The organism is Enterobacter sp. ECC_219_Taxon_10 (assembly GCF_058354905.1).
The window spans coordinates 1,435,252-1,460,881 of record NZ_CM178005.1 but is presented as its reverse complement, the minus strand read 5'-3'; the positions used below and the strand labels follow the sequence as shown (position 1 = coordinate 1,460,881).

Genomic DNA, 25,630 nt, shown 5'->3' with positions numbered 1-25,630 from the left:
GTTTATTTTTCCATTCTGTTTTTGCAACCCTTAGAAATTACATTTGATTTACTTTTATTATCCCGGAAGTTAACACCGAAGCATGACTATTTAATGATAAAAGGCCGCAAACTCTGCGGCCTTTTGATCGTGTCAGCGTTTTTCAGGCAAGAAGAATGCTGAAGGTTCGTGACTGTCCCGGTCTGAATGCCCCGACGATGCCCTCTTCTTCACGATTGTCTATTATCCGTTCATTCATGTCCGTTTCGCAGCACCGTTTCACGGTCGGATCCACGGATAACGTCGCGTCACATGCGCTGGACTCAGAAGGGTTGAACAGACGAAGAATGAGCTCGTCTCGATCTTCAGCCTTTTTGAGCGTACTGAGCACGCATCCCGTTGGCGAAAGCGCCAGCAGACTGTAACTTTCCGGCGTGGTAAACGACGAGCGATTGAGCTTCATCGCGTCCCAGGGAATTTTGTTATAGCACTGCACCGGTGTTAACCACGATTTAGCCTGCTGCGCGACGCCCGCGTTTTCCGGCGTTCCACTGAAGCTGAATAGGCTAAAGCGACAGCTTAACGAACCGCGCACCTGGGAGTCAGGAACAGGCATTTTGATTCCTGAAGGTCTACCGGGGCGCAACAGCAAATCTTCTTTGCCGAGTAACCCCACGCCGCGAAGCAGGGTCAGGGCAAAGGCTTTTTTATCCTCGCCTACTACTTCAAACTCGCGTAGTCCTTCGGTGAACAGCGCAAGCCCGTTTCGTTTTTCCTGCAGGACGGCATAGTTGAGTAAGTTCCAGACCGGAACCGGCGCTTCTTTCCACCCCTCCTCCTGCCAGTTTTCCATCGCCGCGTCCTGCACCGGACGAGTGAGAGTGCCAAACTGCGTATCCGCTAACACGCCCTGGGTTGTAAACGGCGTTGGGATCAGCACGCGAACGCGGTGGTCGTCAGCCTGATTATCCAGACGCACTGCCACATCAATACGTCTGCTGTGGTGGCTAAGCGTGATTTCAAACTCAGCGCCGAGAGACCCGTTTCGCTGACCCGCCGCGCGTTCGGCCAGATTAGATGGTACCGCGATCTGATGGCGAATCACCGCCCTGCTCTGCCAGCCTTCGTGTATAACCTCGACCTGATGCTCACCCTGTGCAGAAGTGAGTCTCCACTCTTCCCGCGAAGGCGAGTAGTCGTACTCATCGCCATCATCCGAACTCTCTTCGATTTCCAGCACGCGGTCATAAATCAGCCCGGTTTCTTTGTCGCGCAGGCGCAGCGTACCGTCGTTATTTATATCAATCTGCCAGAAGGCGTTTTCAAGCAAGGATTCGGTGTTTTTCACCGGCGAGAGCACCTTCCCGGCCACGTTTGGTTCGATAAACAGCGTACGGTAGCCCATCGACGGCAGTATCTGGCTGAGCTGAATATCAAACTCCATAAACGGTTCGTAATTGCCGTAATGGACAATCTGCCGGTCAATGAGACCAGGGTCGAGCTCGCGCGCGCTGCGAATGAAATACGGGATCTCGTTGCCTTTATCATCCCGCAGACGGAACTGGCTGGCGCGCAGTCGAATCGTGGTGTTCATCACCTCTTCACGCGGCCAGGGCATCAGGTTGAACATCACCAGCTTGTCGGCGTCGCTTTGCGGCATGTTGTCGACAATCTTGCGCATATAGAAACGCACCAGGTTGTCCGCCATGTCCTCAGCCAGCTCAAAGCGGGAGACAATCTCGCGGTGCACCTTGTCGCTGCAGCAGCAGCCGATGCTGTCGTGAGCGTGGTTTTTGAGGATCTCTTTCCACATCTTCTCCAGCAGGCCGTGGTGGTAATCGAAGCCCAGCGTCCAGGCAAGCGTCGCCAGCGGTTCGAGAATATTGACAATTTTGTTCTCGATACGCGCATGGGCGATTTTAATATCCATGCGCGTGGAGCCGATTGTCCGGTGAACGCGCATATATTTCCCGTCGATAAACTCCCCTTTCAGGGTCGCCAGCTCATCGCGGCGCGCCTCGATATGGTCAAACACCTCCTCAAAACGGCTCATCACAAATTGACGCTGGGGATAGATTTCACGCAGCTTATCCATCACCGCAAAAATGTTCTGCTGCAGCGGCATTTGATCGTGGCCGTTGGGCAGCAAAATCTCTTTGGTGACGGAGGCCTTTTCCAGAACGTCGAAATAGCTATCGAGCCGTTTTCGCAGCCCGGCTTCGTCCTCCGGTAAGTACTTACCAATCGCGTAGCCCAGCGGCAGCACCTGAGCCGTAACTTCGCTGCCGTCCTGGCTCTGCCAGAGAAACTCGGTTTTATCGGTCCCGTGTCGTTCAGAACAGCCGCGCCAGAACATGGTGCGGGTAATGCCAAATCCGTTATAGATATGCGGAAGCTGGCCGGACATACCAAACGAATCCGGCAGATAACCTATCTTCATCGGCTCGCCGAACGCCATACAGTCCCGGATACCGTACATCAGGTTGCGGACAATCGACTCGCCGCTGACAATAGTGGTATCGGTCTGGGTATACCAGGGGCCAATAATGAGCTTTCCGCGCTCGACTAGCGCCTTCACGCGTGCCCGGTTTTCGGGCACGACGGCAAAATAATCCTCCAGCACCGCCGTCTGACCATCGAGGACGTAATATTTATATTCATCGTCCTGCTCCAGACGGGTCAGGATCTCTTCCATATTATTGACCAGAAGAATACGTGACTCTTCAGTGGTGAAGTACCACTCACGGTCCCAGTGCATATGCGGCGTGATATGAACGCGAGATACAGCTTTCATCTTCGTTTCCTGTTTTGTGAGTTTTTACGGTATGGCGTCTTCAATGACGTATTTGCCCTTTTTTACCGCCTGGCGTCGCCAGAGCAGCAGAATAAAGGTGGAGATAGCGGTACCCACCAGCGCCGCGCCAAACCAGCCCGCCGCCGCAACCACACCGCTCAACCCGGCATCGTGAAGTAAAAAGAGAGAGAAAATACCGGCCCCCGGGGTGGATAACCCGATCCCCATCGCACCAACAATCGCGCCTGTTACCATGGAGCCGAGCACAAATGAGCCAATGACGCGAAGCGGATCTTCAATCGCCATTGGGATCGCCCCTTCGGTAATGCCCGCCAGGCCGAGCAGCCACGTTGATTTACCGGTTTCAATTTCAAACGGTTTAAAAAACTTCGGCGCCAGCATCGTTGACGCCGTCACGGTAAAGGCCGACACCATTTTGACGGAGGCAAAGATCGCATAGGGACCGTATACCCCGTTAGCCATCGCTCCCAGACAGAACGCGTAAGAGGCTTTGTTGACCGGGCCACCCAAATCGAATGAGCACATAAAGCCGAGGATCGCCCCCAGAAGCAGCGCATTCGCACCGGATAAACCGTTAAGCCAGGCGGTGAGCGTAGTATTAAGCCAGGCCACCGGCTCACCGATCACAAACAGCATCAGGCTGCCCGCACCCAGTACGCCAATAACCGGATAGAGATAAAAGGTTAAAAAACCGTTGAAGCGGCTACTCAGGCGAATGTGATTTTTCACCCAGCGCATCAGGTAACCCGCGATCAGCCCTCCGACGATAGCGCCCAGAAAACCGGAACCGATCATATTGGCTGCAAGCCCGGCCGCAAAGCCCGGCGTCAGCGCGGGTTTATCCGCCAGCGAGTAAGCTGTATAGGCCGCCAGAACGGGTACCATCAGAATGCCGAGCATGCCGCCGCCAAGCTTGCGGTACATCCACAGCCACGAGTTTTCCTGGTCGAACAGGTGCTGCAGGCCCAGAATTTGTGCCAGCAGTACCGACACGGCCAGCACCGTCCCGCCGGCGACGATCAGCGGCACCGCAAAGGAGATACCGCTAAGAAGCGCCTGCTTGAGTTCAGTTTTAACGCTCTTTTTCGTTTCGGGATCGCCATGCACTTGACGTGCATCGGTTGAGGGCTGGAGTGCCAGCGCGCGTTCAATGAGAGCTTCAGCATGGCGCAGAGGTTCCGCAACGGGCACTGAAATGGCGGGGATCCCCTGAAAACGTTCGCTCTCCTTGATCGCCACCTCCGCCGCAAAGATGCAGGCTTTGGCCTCCTGCAGCTGCTGCGCGGTGATGCGTCCCTCAATGCCGTTCGCCCCCTGCTTTTCGACCACTACGTTGACGCCCAGTTTGCGTCCCGCTTTTTCCAGATACTCCGCAGCCATGTAGGTATGGGCGATTCCAGCCGGACAGGCGGTAACGCAGACGATTGTCGGGGCATTTACCGCGACATCGGCCTCTTCCGCATCAGGAGCAGCTTCCAGCGCAGCAAGAACTTCTTCCGCCGTGGAGGCCGCCATCACCCGTGCCCTGAGATCGTCATCCGCCAGGCGAGACGTTAGCTCCGTTAGCACCTGAATATGCGTCGAACCGGCTTGTGCAGGCGGAATAGCGAGCAGAAAAATCAGCTCAACCTTTTCCGGCCCATCAACGCCTTCCCACTCCAGCGGTTCGCTCAGGGTTGCCACGGCAAAAGCCGCTTCCTTCACGGCTGCTGATTTACCGTGAGGCACGGCCAGTCCTTCTCCCAGCGCCGTCGGGCCAAGCGATTCACGCTGGAAAACTTCCGCCAGAAAGGCATCGGCGTCCGCTATTTTGCCCAGCGTAACCAGCCGCGCTGCAAGCTGACGGATTGCCTCATCACGGCCAGTAAACTGCGCCTGAACGCAGACAGCACGCGGATCGGTCAGAGTCGTCAGGTTCATAAAGATCCTCACCTATAAAAAGTTATTGTCTGGGAAGGATTCTGGCAGACTTAATAATACATTTATGTGATCATTTTCACTAACCATCAAATTTGTATTTGAGTTGTATTATTTACAAATTATTAGTTGAATGCATAATGCCCTAAAAAGGTATTAAGCAGGCGCGATGAAATGGGCAATAAACCAATGTACCGGCAGATAGCCGATGCGTTCCGCGAGAAAATTAATGCCGGGGAATTAAAACCCGGGGACGCACTCCCGACGGAGTCCAGCCTTCAGGAGGCTTTTAGCGTCAGCCGTGTCACCGTACGGCAGGCTCTGAAGCTGCTCGCCGATGAGCAGATCGTCGAAAGCATTCAGGGCAGCGGCTCGTATGTAAAAGAGGAGCGGGTTAACTACGATATTTACCAGCTCACCGGATTTTACGAAAAGCTGGCGGACCGAAACGTCGATACGCACAGCGACGTCAGGGTCTTCGAAGTGGTGAAAGCCGATGAGATGCTCGCGGCACGGCTGGCGATCAACCCGGACGATAAAGTCTGGCACGTCAAACGAGTCCGCTTTATCAAGCAAAAACCGGTGAATCTGGAAGAAACATGGATGCCGCTGGCGATGTTCCCCGACCTCACCTGGGAAGTGATGGAGAATTCGAAATACCACTACGTTGAGCAGATCAAAAAGCTGGTTATCGATCGCAGCGAGCAGGAACTGGTGCCGATCATGCCGTCAGAAGAGGCAATTGCCGCGCTGGCGCTCGATCCGGCGAAGCCGATCCTGGAAAAAGTCTCCCGCGGGTTTCTGAAGGACGGACGGGTATTTGAATACAGCCGCAACGTGTTCAATACCGACGATTACAAGTTCACGCTTGTCGCCAAACGCAGGCAATAAAAAAGGCCGCTTTACAGCGGCCAACCATGTCGAAACGGACATTTTTATACTTCAACGCCCCCCTTTCGGGGAGCAGAGAGGACTTACTTAATGATGGATTTCAGTGCTTCGCCGATATCCGCCAGGCTGCGAACGGTCTTCACGCCTGCGGCTTCCAGCGCTGCGAATTTCTCATCAGCCGTACCTTTACCACCGGCGATGATCGCACCTGCGTGACCCATACGCTTGCCTTTCGGCGCGGTCACACCCGCGATGTAGCCCACAACTGGCTTGGTCACGTGTTCTTTGATGTAAGCAGCCGCTTCTTCTTCCGCGCTTCCGCCGATCTCACCGATCATCACGATCGCTTCGGTCTGCGGATCTTCCTGGAACAGCTTCAGGATATCGATGAAGTTAGAGCCCGGGATCGGGTCACCGCCGATGCCCACGCAGGTGGACTGGCCGAAGCCGTAATCGGTGGTCTGCTTAACTGCTTCATAGGTCAGGGTACCGGAACGGGACACGATGCCCACTTTGCCCGGTTTGTGAATGTGGCCCGGCATGATGCCGATTTTGCATTCGCCCGGGGTGATAACGCCAGGGCAGTTCGGGCCGATCATGCGCACGCCAGCTTCGTCCAGCTTCACCTTCACGGTCAGCATATCCAGCGTCGGGATGCCTTCGGTGATGGTGATGATCAGTTTAATGCCTGCGTCGATCGCTTCCAGAATGGAGTCTTTGCAGAACGGAGCCGGAACGTAGATCACGGTCGCGGTTGCGCCCGTCGCTTCTACCGCTTCACGCACGGTGTTGAACACCGGCAGGCCCAGGTGGGTGGTACCGCCTTTACCTGGCGTTACGCCGCCAACCATCTGCGTACCATAGGCAATCGCCTGTTCGGAGTGGAAAGTCCCCTGGCTACCGGTGAAGCCCTGGCAGATAACCTTGGTATCTTTATTAATTAAAACGGACATTATTTCCCCTCCACTGCGGCAACAACCTGCTGAGCTGCATCCGTCAGACTTTTCGCTGCAATAATATTCAGGCCGCTGTCAGCCAGTTTTTTCGCGCCGAGTTCAGCGTTGTTACCTTCCAGACGCACAACTACCGGAACGTTAACGCCCACTTCTTCTACCGCACCGATGATACCGTCTGCGATCAGGTCGCAACGGACGATACCGCCGAAGATGTTCACCAGAACAGCCTTCACGTTGTCGTCGGAGAGAATGATTTTAAACGCTTCGGTTACGCGCTCTTTGGTTGCGCCACCGCCCACGTCGAGGAAGTTTGCTGGCTCACCGCCGTGCAGCTTAACGATGTCCATGGTGCCCATTGCCAGGCCCGCACCGTTAACCATGCAGCCGATGTTACCATCCAGCGCTACGTAGTTCAGTTCCCACTGTGCCGCCTGCGCTTCACGTGGATCTTCCTGAGACTGATCGCGCATTTCGCGCAGATCCGGCTGGCGGAACAGCGCGTTGCCGTCAGCGCCCAGCTTGCCGTCGAGGCAGATCAGATCGCCCTGGGTGGTGATCACCAGCGGGTTGATCTCGATCAGCGCCAGGTCGCGCTCCAGGAAGATGGTCGCCAGACCCATGAAGATCTTGGTGAACTGCTGAACCAGCTTGCCTTCCAGGCCCAGTTTGAACGCCAACTCGCGACCCTGGTAAGGCATTGGGCCCGCCAGTGGATCGATTGCTACTTTGTGGATCAGGTGAGGCGTTTCTTCCGCCACTTTTTCGATTTCCACGCCGCCTTCGGTAGACGCCATGAACACCACGCGACGGGAGCTACGGTCAACAACCGCGCCCAGGTACAGCTCTTTCGCGATATCGGTTGCCGCTTCAACCAGGATCTGGTTGACCGGCTGGCCGTTTGCATCTGTCTGGTAGGTCACCAGACGCTTGCCGAGCCAATGTTCAGCAAACGCACGAATCTCTTCTTTGCTTTTAACAACCTTCACACCGCCCGCTTTACCACGGCCACCAGCGTGAACCTGACATTTAACTACCCACGGGCCGGAACCGATTTTAGATGCGGCTTCTTCTGCTTCACGCGGGGTAGTACAGGCATAACCCACCGGAGCCGGTAAGCCATACCGGGCAAACAGCTGTTTGGCCTGATATTCATGTAAGTTCATGTGTTCTATCCATCCTTCAGGTAATCGTTAGGTCGTGCTTTTATTGGCCCGGCAGCCATACGCCGCCGGGCAAGACTGCAAAACTAGACGTCCAGCAGCAGGCGCGTTGGATCTTCCAGCAGCTCTTTAATCGCCACCAGGAAGCCTACGGACTCGCGGCCGTCGATCAGGCGGTGATCGTAAGAGAGCGCCAGGTACATCATCGGCAGGATCTCAACCTTACCGTCTACCGCCATAGGACGATCTTTAATAGCGTGCATACCCAGGATCGCGCTCTGCGGCGGGTTAATGATCGGGGTAGACATCAGCGAGCCGAATACGCCGCCGTTGGTAATGGTGAAGTTACCGCCGGTCAGGTCGTCTACGGTCAGCTTGCCGTCGCGGCCTTTAACAGCCAGCTCTTTAATGTTTTTCTCGATATCAGCCATACCCAGGGTATCCACATCACGCAGAACCGGCGTTACCAGGCCACGTGGAGTAGAAACCGCCATGCTGACGTCGAAATAGTTGTGGTAAACCACGTCATCGCCATCGATAGACGCGTTCACTTCCGGGTAGCGTTTCAGCGCTTCAACCACCGCCTTCACGTAGAAGGACATAAAGCCCAGACGGATACCGTGACGTTTTTCAAAGGCGTCACCGTACTGCTTACGCAGGTCCATGATTGGCTTCATGTTCACTTCGTTGAAGGTGGTCAACATCGCGGTGGAGTTTTTCGCTTCCAGCAGACGCTCGGCCACGCGCTTGCGCAGGCGGGTCATTGGCACGCGTTTTTCGCTACGTGCGCCCAGAGCAGGCTGTGCTGCTGGTGCTGCCGCAGGGGCTTTCGCTTCTGCCTGAGCAGGCGCTTTCGCCAGGTGCTTATCGATATCTTCGCGCGTCAGACGACCGCCCACACCGGTGCCTTTAATGGCTGCCGGGTCAAGGCTGTGTTCCGCCAGCAGGCGACGGATCGCCGGGCTAAGGGCATCGTTAGATTGTTCTTCCAGAGAAGCCTGCTGGCGCTGAGCCGGCGTAGAGGCTTTCTCTTCAGATTTGGCGCTGGACTCTTTGCCCGCGCTGTTGCCTTCACGCAGGCGACCCAGGATCTGACGAGAGGTGACCGTGGTACCTTCATCTTCCAGCACCGCGTCCAGAACGCCATCCGCCGAAGCCGGTACTTCCAGTACCACTTTGTCAGTTTCGATTTCTACCAGCACTTCATCGCGCTTAACGGCATCGCCTGGTTTTTTGTGCCAGGTAGCGACGGTCGCATCTGCTACGGATTCAGGCAGGTCGGGAACAAGAATATCTACGCTACTCATTATGTATCCTTTAATTAATCGACGTTCAGCGCGTCATTGACCAGATCTTGTTGCTGCTTCTGGTGAACGGACATATACCCTACCGCCGGAGAGGCGGAGGCCGGGCGACCTGCATAGCGCAGGGCTGACCCAAATGGAATCACTTCACGGAAATGATGCTGGCTGCAGTACCATGCGCCCTGGTTGAGCGGCTCTTCCTGGCACCAGACAAAATCATGTACGTGAGCGTACTGTTTCAGCACTTCCTGCATCGCCTGATGCGGGAACGGATAAAGCTGTTCGATACGCACGATGGCGACATCTTTCTGATCGTTCTTACGGCGCTGTTCCAGCAGGTCGTAATAAACCTTACCAGAACACATCACCACGCGCTTCACGGCCTGCGGATCCAGCTCGTCAATTTCACCGATGGCCGGCAGGAAGGTGCCGTTCGCCAGCTCATCCAGGCTGGACACCGCCAGCGGATGACGCAGCAGGGATTTCGGCGACATCACCACCAGTGGACGACGCATACCGCGCAGCGCCTGACGACGCAGCATGTGGTAGACCTGAGCCGGGGTGGACGGCACGCAGACCTGCATGTTCTGCTCGGCGCAAAGCTGCAGATAACGTTCCAGACGCGCGGAGGAGTGCTCCGGACCCTGACCTTCATAGCCGTGCGGCAGCAGCATCACCAGGCCACACATGCGGCCCCACTTCTGCTCGCCGGAGGAGATGAACTGGTCGATAACCACCTGCGCACCGTTGGCGAAGTCACCGAACTGCGCTTCCCAGATGGTCAGGGTGCGCGGTTCTGCCGTGGCGTAACCGTACTCGAAAGCCAGTACCGCTTCTTCAGACAGCACGGAGTCCCAGACCTTGAACTGGCCTTGACCGTTGTGCACGTGCTGCAGCGGGGTGTAGGTTGAACCGTTAGACTGGTTGTGAACCACCGCATGACGGTGGAAGAAGGTGCCGCGACCCGCATCTTCACCGGACAGACGAACAGGAATGCCTTCGTCAACCAGCGTCGCGTAAGCCAGCGTTTCCGCGCCGCCCCAGTCAAACAGCTTCTCGCCTGCCGCCATGGACTGACGGTCAGCGTAAATTTTCGCCACGCGAGACTGCATCTCGATAGCGTCCGGCACGGTGCTGATGCGTTTAGCCAGCTCCTGCAGGCGCTTCATCTCCACTTTGTTCGGGTAGCTCTCATCCCACTCGTGGTTGAGGTACGGCGACCAGGTAAAGGAGTGCATGTTCATCGGGCGCAGCTCTTTCACTACGCATTCACCCGCGTCCAGCGCGTCGCGGTAGAGGTTAACCATTTCGGTCGCATCTTCCAGCGTCGCCACTTTGTCGCTTTCCAGCTTGTCAGCATAGATTTTGCGTGGGGTCGGGTGTTTTTTGATTTTCTGGTACATCAGCGGCTGGGTTGCACTTGGCTCATCCGCTTCGTTGTGGCCGTGACGGCGGTAGCAGAAGAGGTCAATGAACACATCGCGTTTGAAGGTATTACGGAAGTCCAGCGCCAGGCGGGTAACGAAAGCAACGGCTTCCGGGTCATCCGCGTTAACGTGGAAAATGGGTGCCTGTACCATCTTACCGATGTCGGTGCAGTACGGGGTAGAACGCGCATCCAGCGGGTTAGAGGTAGTAAAGCCCACCTGGTTGTTGATCACGATGCGAACGGTACCGCCCACTTCGTAACCACGCGCTTTCGACATGTTCAGGGTTTCCTGAACCACGCCCTGCCCTGTTACCGCCGCATCGCCGTGGATGGTGATTGGCAGCACTTTATTGCTGCTTGGCTCGTCCAGACGATCCAGACGCGCGCGTACGGAACCGATAACCACCGGGCTGACGATTTCCAGGTGCGACGGGTTAAACGCCAGCGCCAGGTGAACCAGACCGCCTTCGGTTTCGATATCCGACGAGAAGCCCATGTGATACTTCACGTCGCCGGTGCCGAGGTGTTCTTTATGTTTGCCCGCGAATTCGTCGAACAGGTCCTGCGGTTTTTTACCCAGCACGTTGACCAGCACGTTCAGACGACCGCGGTGCGCCATGCCGAGCACCACTTCACGGGTGCCGCTCTTGCCTGCGTGGCGAATCAGCTCTTTCAGCATCGGCACCAGCGCGTCTCCGCCTTCCAGCGAGAAGCGTTTTGCGCCCGGGAACTTCGCACCCAGATAGCGCTCAAGCCCTTCCGCTGCGGTCAGTTCACTCAGGAAGCGTTTTTTCTCGTCAGCCGAGAAGGTCGCGTGGCCCGCTACGGATTCGATGCGCTGCTGGATCCAGCGTTTCTCTTCGGTAGAGGTAATGTGCATATATTCCGCGCCGATGGAGCCGCAGTAGGTTTGCTTGAGCGCGTCAATCAGATCGCCCAGCTTCATCGTGTCTTTGCCGATGGCAAAGGAACCTACGTTAAAGCTTTCCTGGAAATCGGCCTCGGTCAGATCGTGATACGCCGGATCGAGATCGGCCACACGGTCTTGTTTCCACAGTCCCAGCGGATCGAGATTCGCATGCTGGTGACCGCGGAAGCGATAAGCGTTGATAAGCTGCAGGACTTTAACCTGCTTCGCATTGGTGTCAGGGTCGGAAATCGCAGAAGAGTAACGTGAGGCATCCTTCGCCAGACGACGGAAATAATCACGTGTTTTGGAATGGAATTGATCCGGTTTGACCCCTGTACCAGGCAACTGCTGGAACATGGAACGCCAGTTTGCGTCCACTGAGTCAGGATCGGTTAAGAAGTCTTCATAGAGCTGTTCTATCCAGCTCTGGTTCGCACCAGAGAGGTAAGAAGAGTCCAGCCAGGCTTTCATTGCGCCGTTCTGCATCGTGATCCCTTAAGCATTTTTATGCTTACTTTCGCCGTAGAAACTACCACGCACACCACGTGTACGTGCCGGGGTTCACCTGCGAGCTCTTATTGGCCCGCGAAGGAACCTTTAGAAACTGTCTAAATAATCTTCGTCGTTCCGGCTGCAACTGCGTTGCGGCTTTCACTCACCCCAGTCACATAGTTAACTATGCTCCAGGGGATTCGTTCAGCCGCGCCTTGTCTCGCGCTGAACGTCTCGATTATTTACTTAACTGGCAGTTTTTAAAGGTTTCTGCAATCTGTTCCCTCTCCCTTAGGGAGAGGGTTAGGGTGAGGGGAACAGCGCTCCCCTCTCACTACTTACGCACTGCGCTGCAGCAGCATCGACTTAATATGGCCGATGGCGCGCGTCGGGTTCAGCCCCTTCGGACACACACTGACGCAGTTCATGATGCTATGGCAGCGGAATACGCTGAAAGCGTCACTCAGTCCTTCCAGACGGCTATCGGTTTCGGTGTCGCGGCTATCGATCAGGAAGCGATAGGCAGCCAGCAGACCGGCCGGGCCGATAAACTTGTCCGGGTTCCACCAGAACGACGGACAGGACGTTGAACAACATGCACAGAGAATACACTCGTACAACCCATCGAGTTTTTCACGCTGCTCGGGAGACTGTAAGTGCTCGCGAGCGGGTGGATTTTGCCCATTATTCAATAAGTAAGGCTTAATCTTCTCATATTGTGCATAGAATTGCCCCATGTCTACCACCAAATCACGCACGACCGGCAGGCCTGGCAGAGGACGGATAACAATTTTCTGACCAGGACGCTGCAACGCTGAAATTGGCGTGATGCAGGCCAGGCCATTTTTGCCGTTCATGTTCACCCCGTCAGAGCCACAAACCCCTTCACGGCAGGAGCGGCGGAACGACAGCGTAGGATCTTTTTCTTTCAGCTGGATTAACGCATCCAGCAGCATCATGTCACGGCCTTCTTCCGCTTCCAGGGTGTAATCCTGCATGCGCGGAGCATCATCAACATCCGGGTTATAACGATAAACTGAGAATTCGAGTTTCATTATCCTGTCTCCGCATTAGTAAGTACGAATCTTCGGCGGGAACGCCGGACGCAGTTTCGGTTCCATGTTGACGCTACGACGCGTCATGGTTTCCGACTCTGGCAGATACAGGGAATGGCACAGCCAGTTTTCGTCATCACGCTCCGGGAAGTCGAAGCGGCTATGCGCGCCACGGCTTTCGGTACGGAAGTTTGCCGACATCGCCGTCGCGAACGCGGTTTCCATCAGGTTATCCAGCTCCAGGCACTCAACGCGCTGGGTGTTGAACTCGCTGGAGGTGTCGTCCAGACGGGCATTTTTCAGACGCTCGCGGATCGCTTTCAGCTGCTCAAGACCTTTGGCCATCGCGTCGCCTTCGCGGAATACCGAGAAATTGTGCTGCATGCACTCCTGCAGCGCTTTACGGATTTCAACCGGATCTTCGCCGTTACGGTTACCGTTCCAGCGGTTGAGGCGCTCAAGAGAGGCATCGATTTCTTCGTCAGTTGCGTCACGCAGCGCGCCCTGCTCGGCAATGGATTCCTGCAGATGCAGACCCACCGCACGACCAAACACTACCAGGTCCAGCAGCGAGTTGCCGCCCAGACGGTTTGCGCCGTGTACGGACACGCAGGCAATTTCGCCTACGGCGAACAGGCCAGGGATAACCACGTCTTCGCCCTGCTCGTTCACGGTAAGCGCCTGACCGGTCACTTTGGTCGGAATACCGCCCATCATGTAGTGGCAGGTTGGGATAACCGGAATCGGCTCTTTCACCGGGTCGACGTGGGCGAAGGTGCGGGACAGTTCCAGGATGCCCGGCAGACGGGATTCCAGCACCTCTTTACCCAGATGGTCGAGCTTCAGCTTCGCGTGTGGACCCCATGGGCCGTCACAGCCGCGGCCTTCACGGATTTCGATCATGATGGAACGCGCCACCACGTCACGACCCGCCAGGTCTTTCGCATTCGGGGCATAACGCTCCATGAAGCGCTCGCCGTGTTTGTTCAGCAGGTAGCCACCTTCACCACGGCAGCCTTCTGTTACCAGCACGCCCGCACCGGCGATACCGGTTGGGTGGAACTGCCACATCTCCATATCCTGCACCGGCACGCCCGCGCGGATAGCCATACCGACACCGTCACCGGTGTTGATGTGGGCGTTGGTGGTGGACTGGTAAATACGGCCTGCGCCGCCAGTCGCCAGCACGGTAGCGCGGGCTTTGAAGTAAACCACTTCACCGGTTTCGATGCACAGCGCGGTACAGCCGACGATCGCGCCATCGGCGTTTTTCACCAGATCCAGCGCGTACCACTCGGAGAAGATGGTGGTGTGGTTTTTCAGGTTCTGCTGATACAGGGTGTGCAGCAGCGCGTGGCCGGTACGGTCAGCCGCCGCCGCGGTACGTGCCGCCTGCTCGCCGCCGAAGTTTTTCGACTGGCCACCAAACGGACGCTGATAGATGGTGCCATTTTCCAGACGGGAGAACGGCAGCCCCATGTGATCCAGCTCCAGAATCGCTTCCGGGCCGGTTTTACACATATATTCGATGGCATCCTGGTCGCCGATATAGTCGGAACCTTTAACCGTGTCGTACATGTGCCATTCCCAGTTATCTTCGTGGGAGTTACCCAGCGCAACGGTGATACCGCCCTGCGCAGACACAGTGTGGGAACGGGTCGGGAACACTTTAGAGAGCAGCGCACAGGTCTGGCCGCTCTGGGAAATTTGCAGTGCGGCACGCATACCTGCGCCACCGGCACCAATTACAACAGCATCAAATTCTCTGACTGGCAGTTTCATTACACACCCCACACCACAACGAATCCATAAATAACGTAAACCACCAGTGCAACAACAATGGCCAGCTGCAGCGGGAGGCGAACGCCTAACGGTTTTACGTAATCGGTCAACACCTGCCACATGCCAATCCAGGCATGAATAAGGATGGAGAACAGGGCCAGCAGGGTGAACACTTTGGTGAAGGCGGATCCGAAGAACCCACTCCAGATTTCCCACGTCAGCGTGCCGCTGGTCGCGAAGAAACCGATCATATAGATGATGTAAAGGGTGAGAACGATAGCGGTAGCACGGACCAGAATGAAGTCATGTACGCCGTTGCGTCCTAATGCGGAGGCGTTGCTTACCATACGAGAACTCCTGCGAGAAGTGAAAGCACGACAGTAATCACAAATGAAATGTTTGCGGAGCGTTTCCCGGCTTCGAAGGTCTCTTCGAGATAACCAAAGTCCATCAGCATATGGCGAACACCCACGACGACGTGGTATGCCAGCGCGGTCAGAATGCCCCACATGATGAATTTCACGAAGAAGCTGTTCATGATGGCCGAAGCCTGGAGGAATCCTTCAGGGGAAGAGAGGCTGGTGCCCAGTAACCACAGCAAAATACCGACCGCCACAAACGTAATCACACCAGAAACACGGTGCAGAATGGACGCTATTGCTGTTACGGGGAACCGGATCGTTTTCAGATCCAGATTGACAGGTCTTTGTTTTTTCACATTTCTTATCATGAATAACGCCCACATGCTGTTCTTATTGTTTCCTTCCTCCGGACTGCGATGCGGGTCAAGCAGCGTTCCTTTTCTATAACTGCGCGTCATGCAAAACATTGCTTCCAGATGCTAAAACGACACGTTACAACGCTGGGTGGCTCGGGATTGCAGGGTGTTCCGGAGACCTGGCGGCAGTATAGGCCGTTCACAAAATCATTACAATTAACCTACATACAGTTTGTTGGGTTTTCTCTGGAACAGTGATCAGGGTCACGATAACAACATCTTTTTAATTTTTAATCATCTGATTTGACAAATGTTAAACATTATTGTTACAAACGTCATCAGAAAAGGCATATAATGCGCAAAAGTTATGAGGTCTCTCTTTCACCTGACAAATAGTTATGTAACAGTGTGATGGTATTGACCGAAGTTATCAGGACAGTTATTAGTGATATACAGGTTTGAATAATTCGGACTGCAAAAACGCTGATTTGCTGTTGTTTCACTGATATTTCATTCGTTTACCTGCAAGGCGCCATAGCTCTGTACCCTGGTTACTCCTCGTGAGCTGAGCGGTAAGCCAAATAACAATCTGGTAACGGTGATTAACAGCTGAATGCAAATCCGGTAAAAGCAGTCTTAAGCATAAGGCGCTAAGGAGACCGTAAATGGCTGATACAAAGGCAAAACTCACCCTAAATGGTGATGATGCTATTGAACTGGATGTGCTAAAAGGCACGCTCGGTCAGGATGTTATTGATATCCGTACGCTGGGTTCCAAAGGAGTATTTACCTTTGACCCTGGATTTACCTCTACCGCATCTTGCGAATCCAAAATCACCTACATTGACGGTGACGAAGGTATCCTGCTCCATCGCGGCTTCCCCATCGATCAGTTAGCCACCGAATCCAACTACCTGGAAGTGTGCTACATCCTGCTTAACGGCGAAAAGCCGACGCAGGCGCAATACGATGAATTCAAAACCACCGTAACCCGTCACACCATGATCCATGAGCAGATTACCCGTCTGTTCCATGCGTTCCGTCGTGACTCTCACCCGATGGCGGTGATGTGCGGTATTACCGGTGCGCTGGCGGCGTTCTACCACGATTCTCTTGACGTGAATAACCCGCGTCACCGTGATATCGCGGCGTTCCGTCTGCTGTCCAAAATGCCTACCATGGCGGCGATGTGTTACAAATACTCCATCGGCCAGCCGTTTGTGTACCCACGTAACGACCTCTCCTACGCCGGTAACTTCCTGCGCATGATGTTCTCCACGCCGTGCGAAGAGTACGAAGTGAACCCGGTGCTGGAACGCGCAATGGACCGTATTCTGATCCTGCACGCTGACCACGAACAGAACGCCTCTACCTCTACCGTCCGTACCGCAGGCTCTTCAGGCGCGAACCCGTTCGCCTGTATCGCTGCGGGCATCGCCTCCCTGTGGGGACCGGCGCACGGCGGCGCGAACGAAGCGGCTCTGAAGATGCTGGAAGAGATCAGCACCGTTGAGCATATTCCTGAGTTCGTGCGTCGTGCGAAAGACAAGAATGACTCCTTCCGCCTGATGGGCTTCGGTCACCGTGTTTACAAAAACTACGACCCGCGCGCCACCGTCATGCGTGAGACCTGCCACGAAGTGCTGAAAGAGCTGGGTACCAAAGATGATCTGCTGGAAGTGGCGATGGAGCTGGAACACATCGCGCTGAACGACCCGTACTTCATCGAGAAGAAACTCTACCCGAACGTCGATTTCTACTCTGGCATTATTCTGAAAGCGATGGGCATTCCGTCTTCCATGTTCACCGTGATCTTCGCCATGGCGCGTACCGTGGGCTGGATTGCGCACTGGAACGAAATGCACAGCGAAGGCATGAAAATTGCTCGTCCTCGTCAGCTGTATACCGGCTACGAGCAGCGTGATTTTAAGTCTGATATTAAGCGCTAATAAACACGCCCGGCGGCGCTTCGCTTGCCGGGCCTACAAGTGCGAAATGTAAGCCGGGTAAGGCGTAGCCGCCACCCGGCTTTTTTACGTCTGGCACCGAGGACACCAGTAAAACGGTCGTGAAGAGAGCGTGGTCTTCTCAATTATCCCGCCACACCGCTCGCACTTCTTACCCGCCCGATGAAACACCTTGAACCGGAACAGCGCCCCGTGATGCTTGTTCTCATCCACCACGCCGCGCGTGTTGTAAGACAGCCGCGGAATATCCAGCAACGCCTGCGACAGCGCCTCCAGCTGATCATCGCTCAGCTGTGAGGCCTTGTGCTGCGGCGCCAGCCCCACTTCCCAGAGGATCTCCACCCGCAGGTAGTTACCTAATCCGGCCAGGAATGCCTGATCGAGCAACAGCCCGGAAAACTGACGGTTGCGGAATTTTGGTGATAACAGACGCGCCTTCACGTCACTCGCCGTCAGGCGCATGTCCAGCACGTCCGGCCCGACGCGCTGAAGAAATCGATGCGTGAGCAGCTGCTCCGGCGTTAACATTTCGATATCTGACGCGCTGTACAGCAGGATCGCCTTATCCGCCGTTTGCAGCCTGACGCGCAGCACGCGGGTGGTTTGCGGCTGTTCACCCGACTCCACCACGCGCCAGACGCCGTAAAGCTGGTTATGGCTATATAACGTCAGGTTATGGGAAAAATGCGTGAGCAACGCTTTGCCGCGCGTTTCAATGTGGGTCACCGTCTGCCCCACCAGCTCTGATTCAAACGGTTTTAGCTGAGGAAAAGCAAACCAGACATCGGTCAGGGGTTTGCCCTTGATCGCCGCCTCCAGGCTATCCGCCGCGCGGCGGATCTCCGGACCTTCTGGCATTTTTGTATCCTTATCGTCATTATTCGGCGCTGACGAGGATGCCCTCTTCAGAGAACGCTGCCCGCAGGCGGCGCGCGAACTGGAGCGCATGCTCACCGTCGCCGTGTAAACACACCGTATCGGCCTGAACAATTGCCGAAGTTCCATCCACGGCGGTAACCCGCCCGGCGCGCACCATCTCCAGCGTCTGCGCCAGCGCTTTGCCTTCATCAGTAATCAGCGCACCGGCCTGCGTGCGCGGAACAAGACTGCCGTCCGGCATGTATCCCCGATCGGCAAAGACTTCCTGCCGCGTCGTCAGCCCCAGCCGCTCTCCGGCGCGAATAAGCTCGCTGCCCGCCAGGCCCACCAAAATCAGCTGCGGATTGCAGTCCCGCACCGCGCGGGCAATGGCGTCCGCCAGAGCAGCATCTTTCGCCGCCTGATTGTAGAGCATACCGTGCGGCTTCACGTGGCGCAGCACGCCGTGCTCAGCGCGCACCATCACCTCCAGCGCACCGATCTGGTAGAGCATTTGCGCGTAGATCGTCTCAGGGGGCAGATCCATCGCCGTGCGGCCAAAGTTCTCCCGGTCAGGGAAGCTCGGGTGAGCGCCAATCGCCACGCCGTTTTTAATGGCATTACGCACGCTCTCCAGCATGGTTTGCGCATCCCCCGCGTGAAAGCCGCAGGCGATATTGACCGAGGAGACCAGGGTCATCAGTTCCGCATCGGCGCTGCTGCCCTCCCCAAGATCGGCGTTTAAATCAATTTTTACCATCAAGCCTCCACGCCAGCTGTTCGAGATAACGCTGCTGATCCTGCCGCGCTTTCAGCGCCTCCTCCAGCGAACACTGTACGAAATGAATCGGCTGGCCGAGAGGAATTTGCGCCAGATGGTAGCGATCCGCGTCGATAATACAGGCAATGCGCGGGTAACCGCCGGTGGTTTGCGCATCGTTCATCAGCACGATGGGCTGCCCGTTGCCCGGCACCTGAATCACGCCCGGCAGCAAGCCGTGGGAAAGCAGCTCCCGGTCCGTCGTGCGGGTCAGCGGCTGCCCCTGCAGACGGTAGCCCATGCGGTTACTCTGCGGGCTGATCTTCCACGGCGCGCGCCAGAACGACTCTTTAGAAGCCTCATCAAACTCCTGATATTCCGGTCCCGGCAAGGCACGGATCACGTTCCCCCACAGCAGTTGTTTTACGCCCTGCGTGGTGGAGAAATGGCGCGCTGACGGCTTAATCGCCAGGCGATCCCCGTCGCGCAGCAGGCGCCCTTCATGTCCGCCGATGCCCGCTTTTTGATCGGTACTGGATGACCCCAACACCTCCGGCACGTCAATGCCCCCCGCCACCGCAAGATAGCTACGCACACCGTGGAGCGGACGTTTGAGCGTCAAGCGCTGCCCGGCCTTCGCCCGCAGACGCCAGCCGGTCCACACCGCTTTGCCGTCCAGCGTCGCGTCGCAGCCCGCGCCGGTTAAGGCGAACCAGGTCTCCTGACCAAACTCAATCACACACTGACCCAGAGTAATTTCTAGCGCCGCCGTACTGCCCGGGTTGCCGACCAGCAGGTTGGCAATCTCCAGCGATGGGCGGTCAAGCGCGCCGCAGTAGCTCACGCCGGACTGGCGCATGCCAAAGCGCCCGGCATCCTGAACGGAGGTGTAAAGCCCCGCGCGAATAAGCGTTAACATACCCCCTCCTTCTGCGGGATAAAGCGCAGGGTATCACCCGGTTGCAGGAGGATCGGCGTATCCTGCCCCGGTTCAAATAGCGGCATGGAGGTGTGCCCGATAAGCTGCCAGCCGCCCGGTGAGGTAAGCGGATAAATTCCGGTTTGTTCACCGCCAATCGCCACCGTTCCCGCGGGAACGCTCAGGCGCGGTTCGGCCCGACGCGGGGTATGCAGCCGGGGAGATAGTCCGCCCAGATACGGAAAGCCCGGCTGAAAACCCAGAAACCAGACGACGTACTCCACCGAGCTGTGCAGTTCAACAACCTGCTTTTCCGTGAGACCGCAGTGTTCGGCTACTACGCGCAGATCGGGGCCGCCCTTACCGCCATAAACAACCGGGATCTCAATCGTCCTCGATTCCGGCTCCAGCGCTTCGCTCTCCTCCCACCAGCGCTGCAGGCGCTCAATCGCATCCAGCGCCCCCGTGTGCGGGTTACGCAACACCACCGTGATATTATTCATACCCGGAATGGCCTCAACGACGCCCGGCATGTCGGGCAGACGCTGTGCCAGCCGCCAGATACGCTTCTGCGTGGCGAGCGTAACCGGCGGTTCAAGCTCCAGAACGACTGCGGTTTCACCCAGAAGATAACAACGCGCTCGCTGCACTTAACTACCTCTCATCAGGCCGGATTAGGAATATCAATAAAAGTCACATCAAGATCGGTATTTTCCGTCAGCCACTCGCTGAGGGCGCGAATACCGCCGCGCTCGGTAGCGTGGTGGCCTGCCGCGTAAAAATGCAGCCCCTGCTCGCGCGCAGAGTGAACCGTCTGCTCGGAGACTTCGCCGGTAATAAACGCATCGACACCAAAGCGCGCGGCGCTGTCGATAAAGCCCTGACCGCCGCCGGTACACCAGGCCACACGCTTCACCTTATCCGGCCCGGTATCGCCGCACCACAGCGGACGACGCCCCAGGCGCGCCTCGATCCAGGAAGCCAGCTCCAGGCCCGGTACCGGCATCGACAGTTCACCCCACGGCACCAGCGGCTCGATTTCGCCCATTACGGTAATCCCCAACAGCTGCGCCAGCTGGACGTTATTCCCCAGTTCCGGATGTGCATCCAGCGGCAGATGGTAACCGTACAGGTTGATGTCATTCGCCAGCAGCGTTTTGAGGCGATTGCGCTTCATGCCGCGAATAATCGGCGATTCGTTTTTCCAGAAGTAGCCGTGATGGACAATCACCGCATCGGCGTCCTGACGCACCGCCTCATCCAGCAGCGCCTGGCTTGCCGTCACGCCGGTGATGATTTTCTGCACCGTTTCGCGCCCTTCCACCTGCAGGCCATTCGGGCCGTAGTCGCTGAAGGAGGCGGTATTAAGCTTTTCGTTAATCAGGCGTTCCAGTTCACTGTTTTTCATCATCATTCTCTCAAACTTTTCGTGCGGCCTCGTACGCCGCCAGCGTGGCGACGCGCGCCTGTTTATGGTCAACGATCGGGCGGGGATAATCGAGCTTTACGCCCTGTTTATCCGCCCATGCCCACGGGTCGTGGATCGCTTTTGCAGGAACGTTCCTGAGCGCGGACAACCAGCGGCGAATAAAGTCGCCGTTAGCATCAAATTTTTGCCCCTGGGTAGTCGGATTAAAAATCCTGAAATAGGGAGCCGCATCGGTGCCGGTAGAGGCCGCCCACTGCCAGCCGCCGTTATTTGCCGCCAGGTCACCGTCAATCAGCTGAGAAATAAAATAGCGCTCCCCAACGCGCCAGTCGATAAGCAGATCTTTCACAAGGAAGCTGGCGGTAATCATTCGCAGACGGTTGTGCATCCACCCGGTTTCATTTAGCTGGCGCATGGCGGCATCAACAATCGGAAAGCCTGTCTCCCCTTTTTGCCAGGCCTGTAAAAGCGCCTCATCGTGCTGCCATTTGACGTTATCGGTCCAGGGAATGAACGGACGATGCTTACAGAGATCGGGATGATAGGTCATCAGATGGCGATAGAATTCGCGCCAGATAAGTTCGTTCAGCCACACCGAGCCCGCCCCTCCGTCCAGCGCCTGCGGCTGTTCGGCCAGAAGACGATGTAAACACTGGCGAGGAGAGAGCACGCCCAGCGCCAGGCTTGCCGATAAACGGCTTGTTCCTTCAATTGCCGGGAAATCCCTGCGCGCGTCGTACTCTCCCGCACCCTGTTTGCAAAACTGGCGCAGCTTCGCAATAGCGGCCTTCTCATTGGCAGGAAACAGTAGTTCATCAAATGCCTGTTGGGGATAGCTAAACGTTAATTCAGGCTGATTGGTTATAACCTCCCCTCTGACGGCGGGCGCAGGTACGCACTCCGGCAGCGCCTCTTTCAGGCGTTTAACAAAAGCATTTTTAAACGGCGTAAACACTTTATACATTTCGTGACCGCCGGTCATCACGCTGCCCGGTGCCAGCATCACGCTGTCATCAAATCCCTCACAAACCACCTCTCCGAGCATTTTCTCCAGCTGGCGATCCCGCTGCTGTTCGTTCAGTTCGTACTGGTAGTTATAAAAAAGATGCGTAACGCCGTTCTGCTGACATATCTCCTGCAGCATATGAAGCTGCGCGGTAAAATCGCTGACCTCTTTGTAGATCAGCGGAATGCCTTTTTCGGCAAGCGCGCGTTGCAGTTCGTTCAGATGGGATTTGAGGTAAGCCGCCTGCCGCGGAGCCATATCGTGCTGCCGCCACTGCTCGGGCGTAGCCATAAACAGAGCCAATACGTTAGCGTCTTTGGCGCGACAGGCCGCCGCGAGTGCGATGTTGTCATGTACGCGCAAATCCGCGCGAAACCAAACCAGATGGGTGGGCATAAAACTCCAGGCGAATATCCATTATGTCCATAAGGGCATGCCGTAAAAGGAAAAAGCATGCATTGAACTACTTTGCCATGAAGTGTAGACGGGATGAAATAAAAAAGGCCGCTCGAGGCGGCCTTAACGCTACTTGTCCTGCGCTATCGTAGTTAAAGCGACAAACACATTCGGTTCATCGCTCTTTACAACGAGTACGCTGGCGACAATGAACGCGATGCAAAAATAGCGTTTCATTATGCGGTCCCTGCAGCTAACCGCTCCACCGTTCACCACCGGTGATAAGTCGGTGGACACAAGCCCGGGTAGGCGGGCTGCTTTACGGCTGTAAATACACCTTTCCCAGGACCGATGCCCATTTGCGAGATGGCGGAAAGGGACGCAGCATCATAATTAACATCCGCTATAAAGGTAAGATACTCGAATAAAATTAGGAATTTATAAAGGTTTCGAGGGGTTGCCATCTGATTACAGGAGGGTATGATAAGAATCCCGGGTAGGGGCTGCAAGACCACCCAACGGACCGCGAATCCCGAGGGACAAAAAAACCGCCATATTGCTATTGGCGGTTTTTTTTATAGCTACGCGTCAGCGTCGTTTCAGTAGAAATCGCAGGTCGCTTTCTCGGCCTGATCCATCCACACCGGCTTTTCGCTGGTTTTCGCCCAGACGCGGTGCAGATAACTGTAAAAACGCGCACGATCTTTCCAGAACAGCATCACCGGCAGGGCCAGCACGCCAGCCACTACGGCGAAAGTGCGACGCATGAACACGATATGAGCCGGATACTCTTTATAAAGATCCATATTTTTCTCCCCTGTAGTTGGCCGGAAATCTTCTCCGGAAAATGTGAAATCTGTGACCTGGCTAAAATAATATCGCTTTGCGTGTAATTTTACTACTCATCCGACCACTTATTTTTATCCATTTAGTGAATATTTACACTTCCGCCGTAATTAAGTTACAAAAAAGTTAACAGTTTACTTATCAATAGTTAATTTGTGGCCTTTGGCATTTTTATACTTTTTTTACATCCGCCCTCCGCATTTTTGCGAAATCTTTGCGCCGTAAATCCTACCGTTAGCACAACAACAAAAGTCACCCGGAGGTGGATTGTGAGTGCAGGTCTTATTGCCGGCATCGTGCTGGTGTTCCTGTTATTGGGTTATCTGGTCTATGCCCTGATTAACGCGGAGGCATTCTGATGACTGCTCAGGCGTTTTTGCTTATTGCCAGTTTCTTAGTGGTATTGTTCGTTCTGGCAAGGCTGCTGGGAACGGGACTGGCACGGCTTATCAACAACGTCCCCCTGCCCGGCACGGGAAGCGTTGAGAAAGGGATCTGGCGCGTACTGGGAATCGACGATCGGGAGATGAGCTGGCGTGAATATCTGATCGCCATTCTGCTGCTGAATATTGTCGGGCTGATTGCACTTTTTGCCATGCTGATGCTTCAGGGCATCCTGCCGCTGAATCCGCAACAGTTGCCGGGCCTGTCCTGGCACCTGGCGCTGAATACGGCAGTCAGTTTCGTTACCAACACCAACTGGCAGTCCTATGCCGGTGAAACCACGCTCAGCTATTTCAGCCAGATGGCTGGGTTAACCGTGCAGAACTTCCTCTCTGCCGCCAGTGGTATCGCGGTAATTTTCGCGCTGACGCGTGCGTTTGCGCGTCAAAAAATCAGTACTCTGGGTAACGCCTGGGTGGATTTAACGCGCATTACGCTGTGGATCCTGCTGCCGATTGCGCTGCTTATCGCGCTGTTCTTTATTCAGCAGGGCAGCCTGCAAAACCTGCTGCCTTACACGCCTTATACCTCGCTTGAAGGCGCAAAACAGCTCCTGCCGATGGGGCCAGTGGCGTCACAGGAAGCCATCAAGATGCTCGGGACGAACGGGGGCGGCTTCTTCAACGCCAACTCGTCGCATCCGTTTGAAAACCCTACCGCCCTGACCAATTTTGTGCAGATGCTGGCGATCTTCCTGATCCCCGCTGCGCTCTGCTTTGCCTTTGGTGACGTGGTCAACGATCGCCGTCAGGGCCGCACCCTGCTCTGGACCATGTCGCTGATCTTCGTGGTCTGCGTGGCGCTGGTGATGTGGGCGGAATGGAACGGTAACAGCCATTTCATGCAGCTTGGGGCGAATAGCAATATCAATATGGAAGGGAAAGAGAGCCGCTTCGGCATTCTCGCCAGCAGCCTGTATGCGGTGGTCACTACGGCGGCCTCGTGCGGGGCGGTGAACGCCATGCACGACTCTTTCACCGCGCTTGGCGGCATGATCCCGATGTGGCTGATGCAGATTGGCGAGGTGGTGTTTGGCGGCGTGGGTTCAGGTCTTTACGGCATGCTGCTGTTCGTACTGCTGGCGGTATTTATTGCCGGTCTGATGATTGGCCGCACCCCGGAATACCTCGGTAAAAAAATCGACGTTCGCGAGATGAAGTTAACCGCGCTGGCGATTCTGGTCACCCCGGCGCTTGTGCTGCTCGGCACCGCGCTGGCGCTGATGACCGAGGCCGGACGCAGCGGCATCTTTAACCCCGGCATTCACGGCTTTAGTGAAGTGCTTTATGCAGTCTCCTCTGCCGCCAACAACAACGGCAGCGCCTTTGCGGGCTTAAGCGCCAACTCACCGTTCTGGAACTGCCTGCTGGCGTTCTGCATGTTCGTGGGTCGCTTCGGGGTCATTGTGCCGGTCATGGCGATTGCCGGATCGCTGGTGAATAAGAAAATTCAACCGACCACCACCGGGACATTACCGACCCACGGCGCGCTGTTTATCGGCCTGCTGACGGGCACCGTGTTGCTGGTCGGCGCCCTGACCTTTATCCCCGCCCTCGCGTTAGGCCCGGTCGCGGAAACTCTCTCTTTACGCTGATTT

21 protein-coding genes are annotated in these 25,630 nt (G+C 55.9%); 4 read left to right on the top strand and 17 right to left on the bottom strand.

From position 1 onward, the window contains the following. Positions 1–142 precede the first annotated feature (142 nt). Positions 143–2,773: a mannosylglycerate hydrolase gene (gene mngB / locus AC4ICF_RS06935; protein WP_316380477.1), complete on the bottom strand. Its 2,631-nt coding sequence runs from the start codon at positions 2,771–2,773 to the stop codon at positions 143–145. 24 nt (positions 2,774–2,797) lie between these two features. Then, positions 2,798–4,714: a PTS 2-O-a-mannosyl-D-glycerate transporter subunit IIABC gene (gene mngA / locus AC4ICF_RS06930; protein ID WP_166710461.1), complete on the bottom strand. Its 1,917-nt coding sequence runs from the start codon at positions 4,712–4,714 to the stop codon at positions 2,798–2,800. A 171-nt stretch (positions 4,715–4,885) separates the two neighbouring features. Between mngA and AC4ICF_RS06925 the strand changes: the two genes are divergently transcribed. Further along, positions 4,886–5,602 (top strand): GntR family transcriptional regulator, encoded by a 717-nt coding sequence (locus tag AC4ICF_RS06925; RefSeq protein ID WP_302218911.1) that lies wholly within the window; start codon positions 4,886–4,888, stop codon positions 5,600–5,602. Positions 5,603–5,685: 83 nt separating this feature from the next. On the opposite strand, the gene sucD is transcribed toward AC4ICF_RS06925, so the two are convergent. The 8 genes from sucD to sdhC form a co-directional block, all read right to left on the bottom strand. Continuing rightward, positions 5,686–6,555, bottom strand: a complete 870-nt coding sequence (gene sucD / locus AC4ICF_RS06920) for a succinate--CoA ligase subunit alpha (RefSeq protein ID WP_008501094.1) — start codon at positions 6,553–6,555, stop codon at positions 5,686–5,688. Then, positions 6,555–7,721 carry an ADP-forming succinate--CoA ligase subunit beta gene (gene sucC / locus AC4ICF_RS06915; RefSeq protein ID WP_006809579.1) on the bottom strand — a complete coding sequence of 389 codons (1,167 nt, stop codon included), beginning with the start codon at positions 7,719–7,721 and terminating at the stop codon, positions 6,555–6,557. Before sucC ends, sucD begins: the two co-directional genes overlap by 1 nt. A gap of 83 nt (positions 7,722–7,804) precedes the next feature. After that, positions 7,805–9,025 carry a 2-oxoglutarate dehydrogenase complex dihydrolipoyllysine-residue succinyltransferase gene (odhB, locus tag AC4ICF_RS06910; protein ID WP_008501093.1) on the bottom strand — a complete coding sequence of 407 codons (1,221 nt, stop codon included), beginning with the start codon at positions 9,023–9,025 and terminating at the stop codon, positions 7,805–7,807. 14 nt (positions 9,026–9,039) lie between these two features. After that, on the bottom strand, positions 9,040–11,847 hold the full coding sequence (gene sucA / locus AC4ICF_RS06905; protein WP_116343910.1) for a 2-oxoglutarate dehydrogenase E1 component: 2,808 nt from the start codon (positions 11,845–11,847) through the stop codon (positions 9,040–9,042). A 344-nt stretch (positions 11,848–12,191) separates the two neighbouring features. Beyond that, positions 12,192–12,908 carry a succinate dehydrogenase iron-sulfur subunit SdhB gene (gene sdhB, locus AC4ICF_RS06900; RefSeq protein ID WP_008501090.1) on the bottom strand — a complete coding sequence of 239 codons (717 nt, stop codon included), beginning with the start codon at positions 12,906–12,908 and terminating at the stop codon, positions 12,192–12,194. Between the two features lie 15 nt (positions 12,909–12,923). Then, entirely contained in the window at positions 12,924–14,690 is a 1,767-nt protein-coding gene (gene sdhA, locus AC4ICF_RS06895) for a succinate dehydrogenase flavoprotein subunit (RefSeq protein ID WP_316380479.1), read from the bottom strand. Next, entirely contained in the window at positions 14,690–15,037 is a 348-nt protein-coding gene (gene sdhD, locus AC4ICF_RS06890) for a succinate dehydrogenase membrane anchor subunit (RefSeq protein WP_296269967.1), read from the bottom strand. Before sdhD ends, sdhA begins: the two co-directional genes overlap by 1 nt. Next, positions 15,031–15,435 carry a succinate dehydrogenase cytochrome b556 subunit gene (sdhC, locus tag AC4ICF_RS06885; protein ID WP_020684965.1) on the bottom strand — a complete coding sequence of 135 codons (405 nt, stop codon included), beginning with the start codon at positions 15,433–15,435 and terminating at the stop codon, positions 15,031–15,033. The genes sdhD and sdhC overlap by 7 nt, the downstream gene beginning before the upstream one ends. Positions 15,436–16,073: 638 nt before the next feature. Here sdhC and AC4ICF_RS06880 point away from each other — a divergent pair. Continuing rightward, entirely contained in the window at positions 16,074–17,357 is a 1,284-nt protein-coding gene (locus AC4ICF_RS06880; RefSeq protein ID WP_047347070.1) for a citrate synthase, read from the top strand. A gap of 84 nt (positions 17,358–17,441) precedes the next feature. On the opposite strand, the gene nei is transcribed toward AC4ICF_RS06880, so the two are convergent. The 7 genes from nei to AC4ICF_RS06845 form a co-directional block, all read right to left on the bottom strand. After that, on the bottom strand, positions 17,442–18,233 hold the full coding sequence (gene nei / locus AC4ICF_RS06875) for an endonuclease VIII (protein ID WP_316380480.1): 792 nt from the start codon (positions 18,231–18,233) through the stop codon (positions 17,442–17,444). Positions 18,234–18,252: 19 nt separating this feature from the next. Then, positions 18,253–18,993, bottom strand: coding sequence for a 5-oxoprolinase subunit PxpA (pxpA, locus tag AC4ICF_RS06870; protein ID WP_116343908.1), 741 nt, complete (start codon positions 18,991–18,993; stop codon positions 18,253–18,255). Next, entirely contained in the window at positions 18,980–19,912 is a 933-nt protein-coding gene (gene pxpC / locus AC4ICF_RS06865) for a 5-oxoprolinase subunit PxpC (RefSeq protein ID WP_316380481.1), read from the bottom strand. Before pxpC ends, pxpA begins: the two co-directional genes overlap by 14 nt. Further along, complete coding sequence (gene pxpB, locus AC4ICF_RS06860) at positions 19,906–20,562, bottom strand: 5-oxoprolinase subunit PxpB (RefSeq protein WP_316380482.1); 657 nt, start codon at positions 20,560–20,562, stop codon at positions 19,906–19,908. The genes pxpC and pxpB overlap by 7 nt, the downstream gene beginning before the upstream one ends. Before the next feature lie 14 nt (positions 20,563–20,576). Continuing rightward, positions 20,577–21,320: a type 2 GTP cyclohydrolase I gene (locus AC4ICF_RS06855; RefSeq protein ID WP_116343919.1), complete on the bottom strand. Its 744-nt coding sequence runs from the start codon at positions 21,318–21,320 to the stop codon at positions 20,577–20,579. A 10-nt stretch (positions 21,321–21,330) separates the two neighbouring features. After that, on the bottom strand, positions 21,331–22,743 hold the full coding sequence (gene phrB / locus AC4ICF_RS06850) for a deoxyribodipyrimidine photo-lyase (protein ID WP_316380483.1): 1,413 nt from the start codon (positions 22,741–22,743) through the stop codon (positions 21,331–21,333). 599 nt (positions 22,744–23,342) lie between these two features. Further along, positions 23,343–23,549, bottom strand: coding sequence for a YbfA family protein (locus AC4ICF_RS06845; RefSeq protein WP_014069366.1), 207 nt, complete (start codon positions 23,547–23,549; stop codon positions 23,343–23,345). Positions 23,550–23,858: 309 nt separating this feature from the next. Here AC4ICF_RS06845 and kdpF point away from each other — a divergent pair, with 309 nt between their 5' ends. Further along, positions 23,859–23,948, top strand: a complete 90-nt coding sequence (gene kdpF / locus AC4ICF_RS06840; RefSeq protein ID WP_014069365.1) for a K(+)-transporting ATPase subunit F — start codon at positions 23,859–23,861, stop codon at positions 23,946–23,948. Continuing rightward, complete coding sequence (gene kdpA, locus AC4ICF_RS06835) at positions 23,948–25,627, top strand: potassium-transporting ATPase subunit KdpA (RefSeq protein WP_316380484.1); 1,680 nt, start codon at positions 23,948–23,950, stop codon at positions 25,625–25,627. Before kdpF ends, kdpA begins: the two co-directional genes overlap by 1 nt. Positions 25,628–25,630: the final 3 nt, after the last annotated feature.

Excerpts from the sequence above, each read along its gene's own strand:
- mngB (WP_316380477.1), bottom strand. The coding sequence starts at position 2,773 with ATGAAAGCTGTATCTCGCGTTCATATCACGCCGCATATGCACTGGGAC.
- mngA (WP_166710461.1), bottom strand. The coding sequence starts at position 4,714 with ATGAACCTGACGACTCTGACCGATCCGCGTGCTGTCTGCGTTCAGGCG.
- AC4ICF_RS06925 (WP_302218911.1), top strand. The coding sequence starts at position 4,886 with ATGGGCAATAAACCAATGTACCGGCAGATAGCCGATGCGTTCCGCGAG.
- sucD (WP_008501094.1), bottom strand. The coding sequence starts at position 6,555 with ATGTCCGTTTTAATTAATAAAGATACCAAGGTTATCTGCCAGGGCTTC.
- sucC (WP_006809579.1), bottom strand. The coding sequence starts at position 7,721 with ATGAACTTACATGAATATCAGGCCAAACAGCTGTTTGCCCGGTATGGC.
- odhB (WP_008501093.1), bottom strand. The coding sequence starts at position 9,025 with ATGAGTAGCGTAGATATTCTTGTTCCCGACCTGCCTGAATCCGTAGCA.
- sucA (WP_116343910.1), bottom strand. The coding sequence starts at position 11,847 with ATGCAGAACGGCGCAATGAAAGCCTGGCTGGACTCTTCTTACCTCTCT.
- sdhB (WP_008501090.1), bottom strand. The coding sequence starts at position 12,908 with ATGAAACTCGAATTCTCAGTTTATCGTTATAACCCGGATGTTGATGAT.
- sdhA (WP_316380479.1), bottom strand. The coding sequence starts at position 14,690 with ATGAAACTGCCAGTCAGAGAATTTGATGCTGTTGTAATTGGTGCCGGT.
- sdhD (WP_296269967.1), bottom strand. The coding sequence starts at position 15,037 with ATGGTAAGCAACGCCTCCGCATTAGGACGCAACGGCGTACATGACTTC.
- sdhC (WP_020684965.1), bottom strand. The coding sequence starts at position 15,435 with ATGTGGGCGTTATTCATGATAAGAAATGTGAAAAAACAAAGACCTGTC.
- AC4ICF_RS06880 (WP_047347070.1), top strand. The coding sequence starts at position 16,074 with ATGGCTGATACAAAGGCAAAACTCACCCTAAATGGTGATGATGCTATT.
- nei (WP_316380480.1), bottom strand. The coding sequence starts at position 18,233 with ATGCCAGAAGGTCCGGAGATCCGCCGCGCGGCGGATAGCCTGGAGGCG.
- pxpA (WP_116343908.1), bottom strand. The coding sequence starts at position 18,993 with ATGGTAAAAATTGATTTAAACGCCGATCTTGGGGAGGGCAGCAGCGCC.
- pxpC (WP_316380481.1), bottom strand. The coding sequence starts at position 19,912 with ATGTTAACGCTTATTCGCGCGGGGCTTTACACCTCCGTTCAGGATGCC.
- AC4ICF_RS06855 (WP_116343919.1), bottom strand. The coding sequence starts at position 21,320 with ATGAAAAACAGTGAACTGGAACGCCTGATTAACGAAAAGCTTAATACC.
- phrB (WP_316380483.1), bottom strand. The coding sequence starts at position 22,743 with ATGCCCACCCATCTGGTTTGGTTTCGCGCGGATTTGCGCGTACATGAC.
- AC4ICF_RS06845 (WP_014069366.1), bottom strand. The coding sequence starts at position 23,549 with ATGGATCTTTATAAAGAGTATCCGGCTCATATCGTGTTCATGCGTCGC.
- kdpA (WP_316380484.1), top strand. The coding sequence starts at position 23,948 with ATGACTGCTCAGGCGTTTTTGCTTATTGCCAGTTTCTTAGTGGTATTG.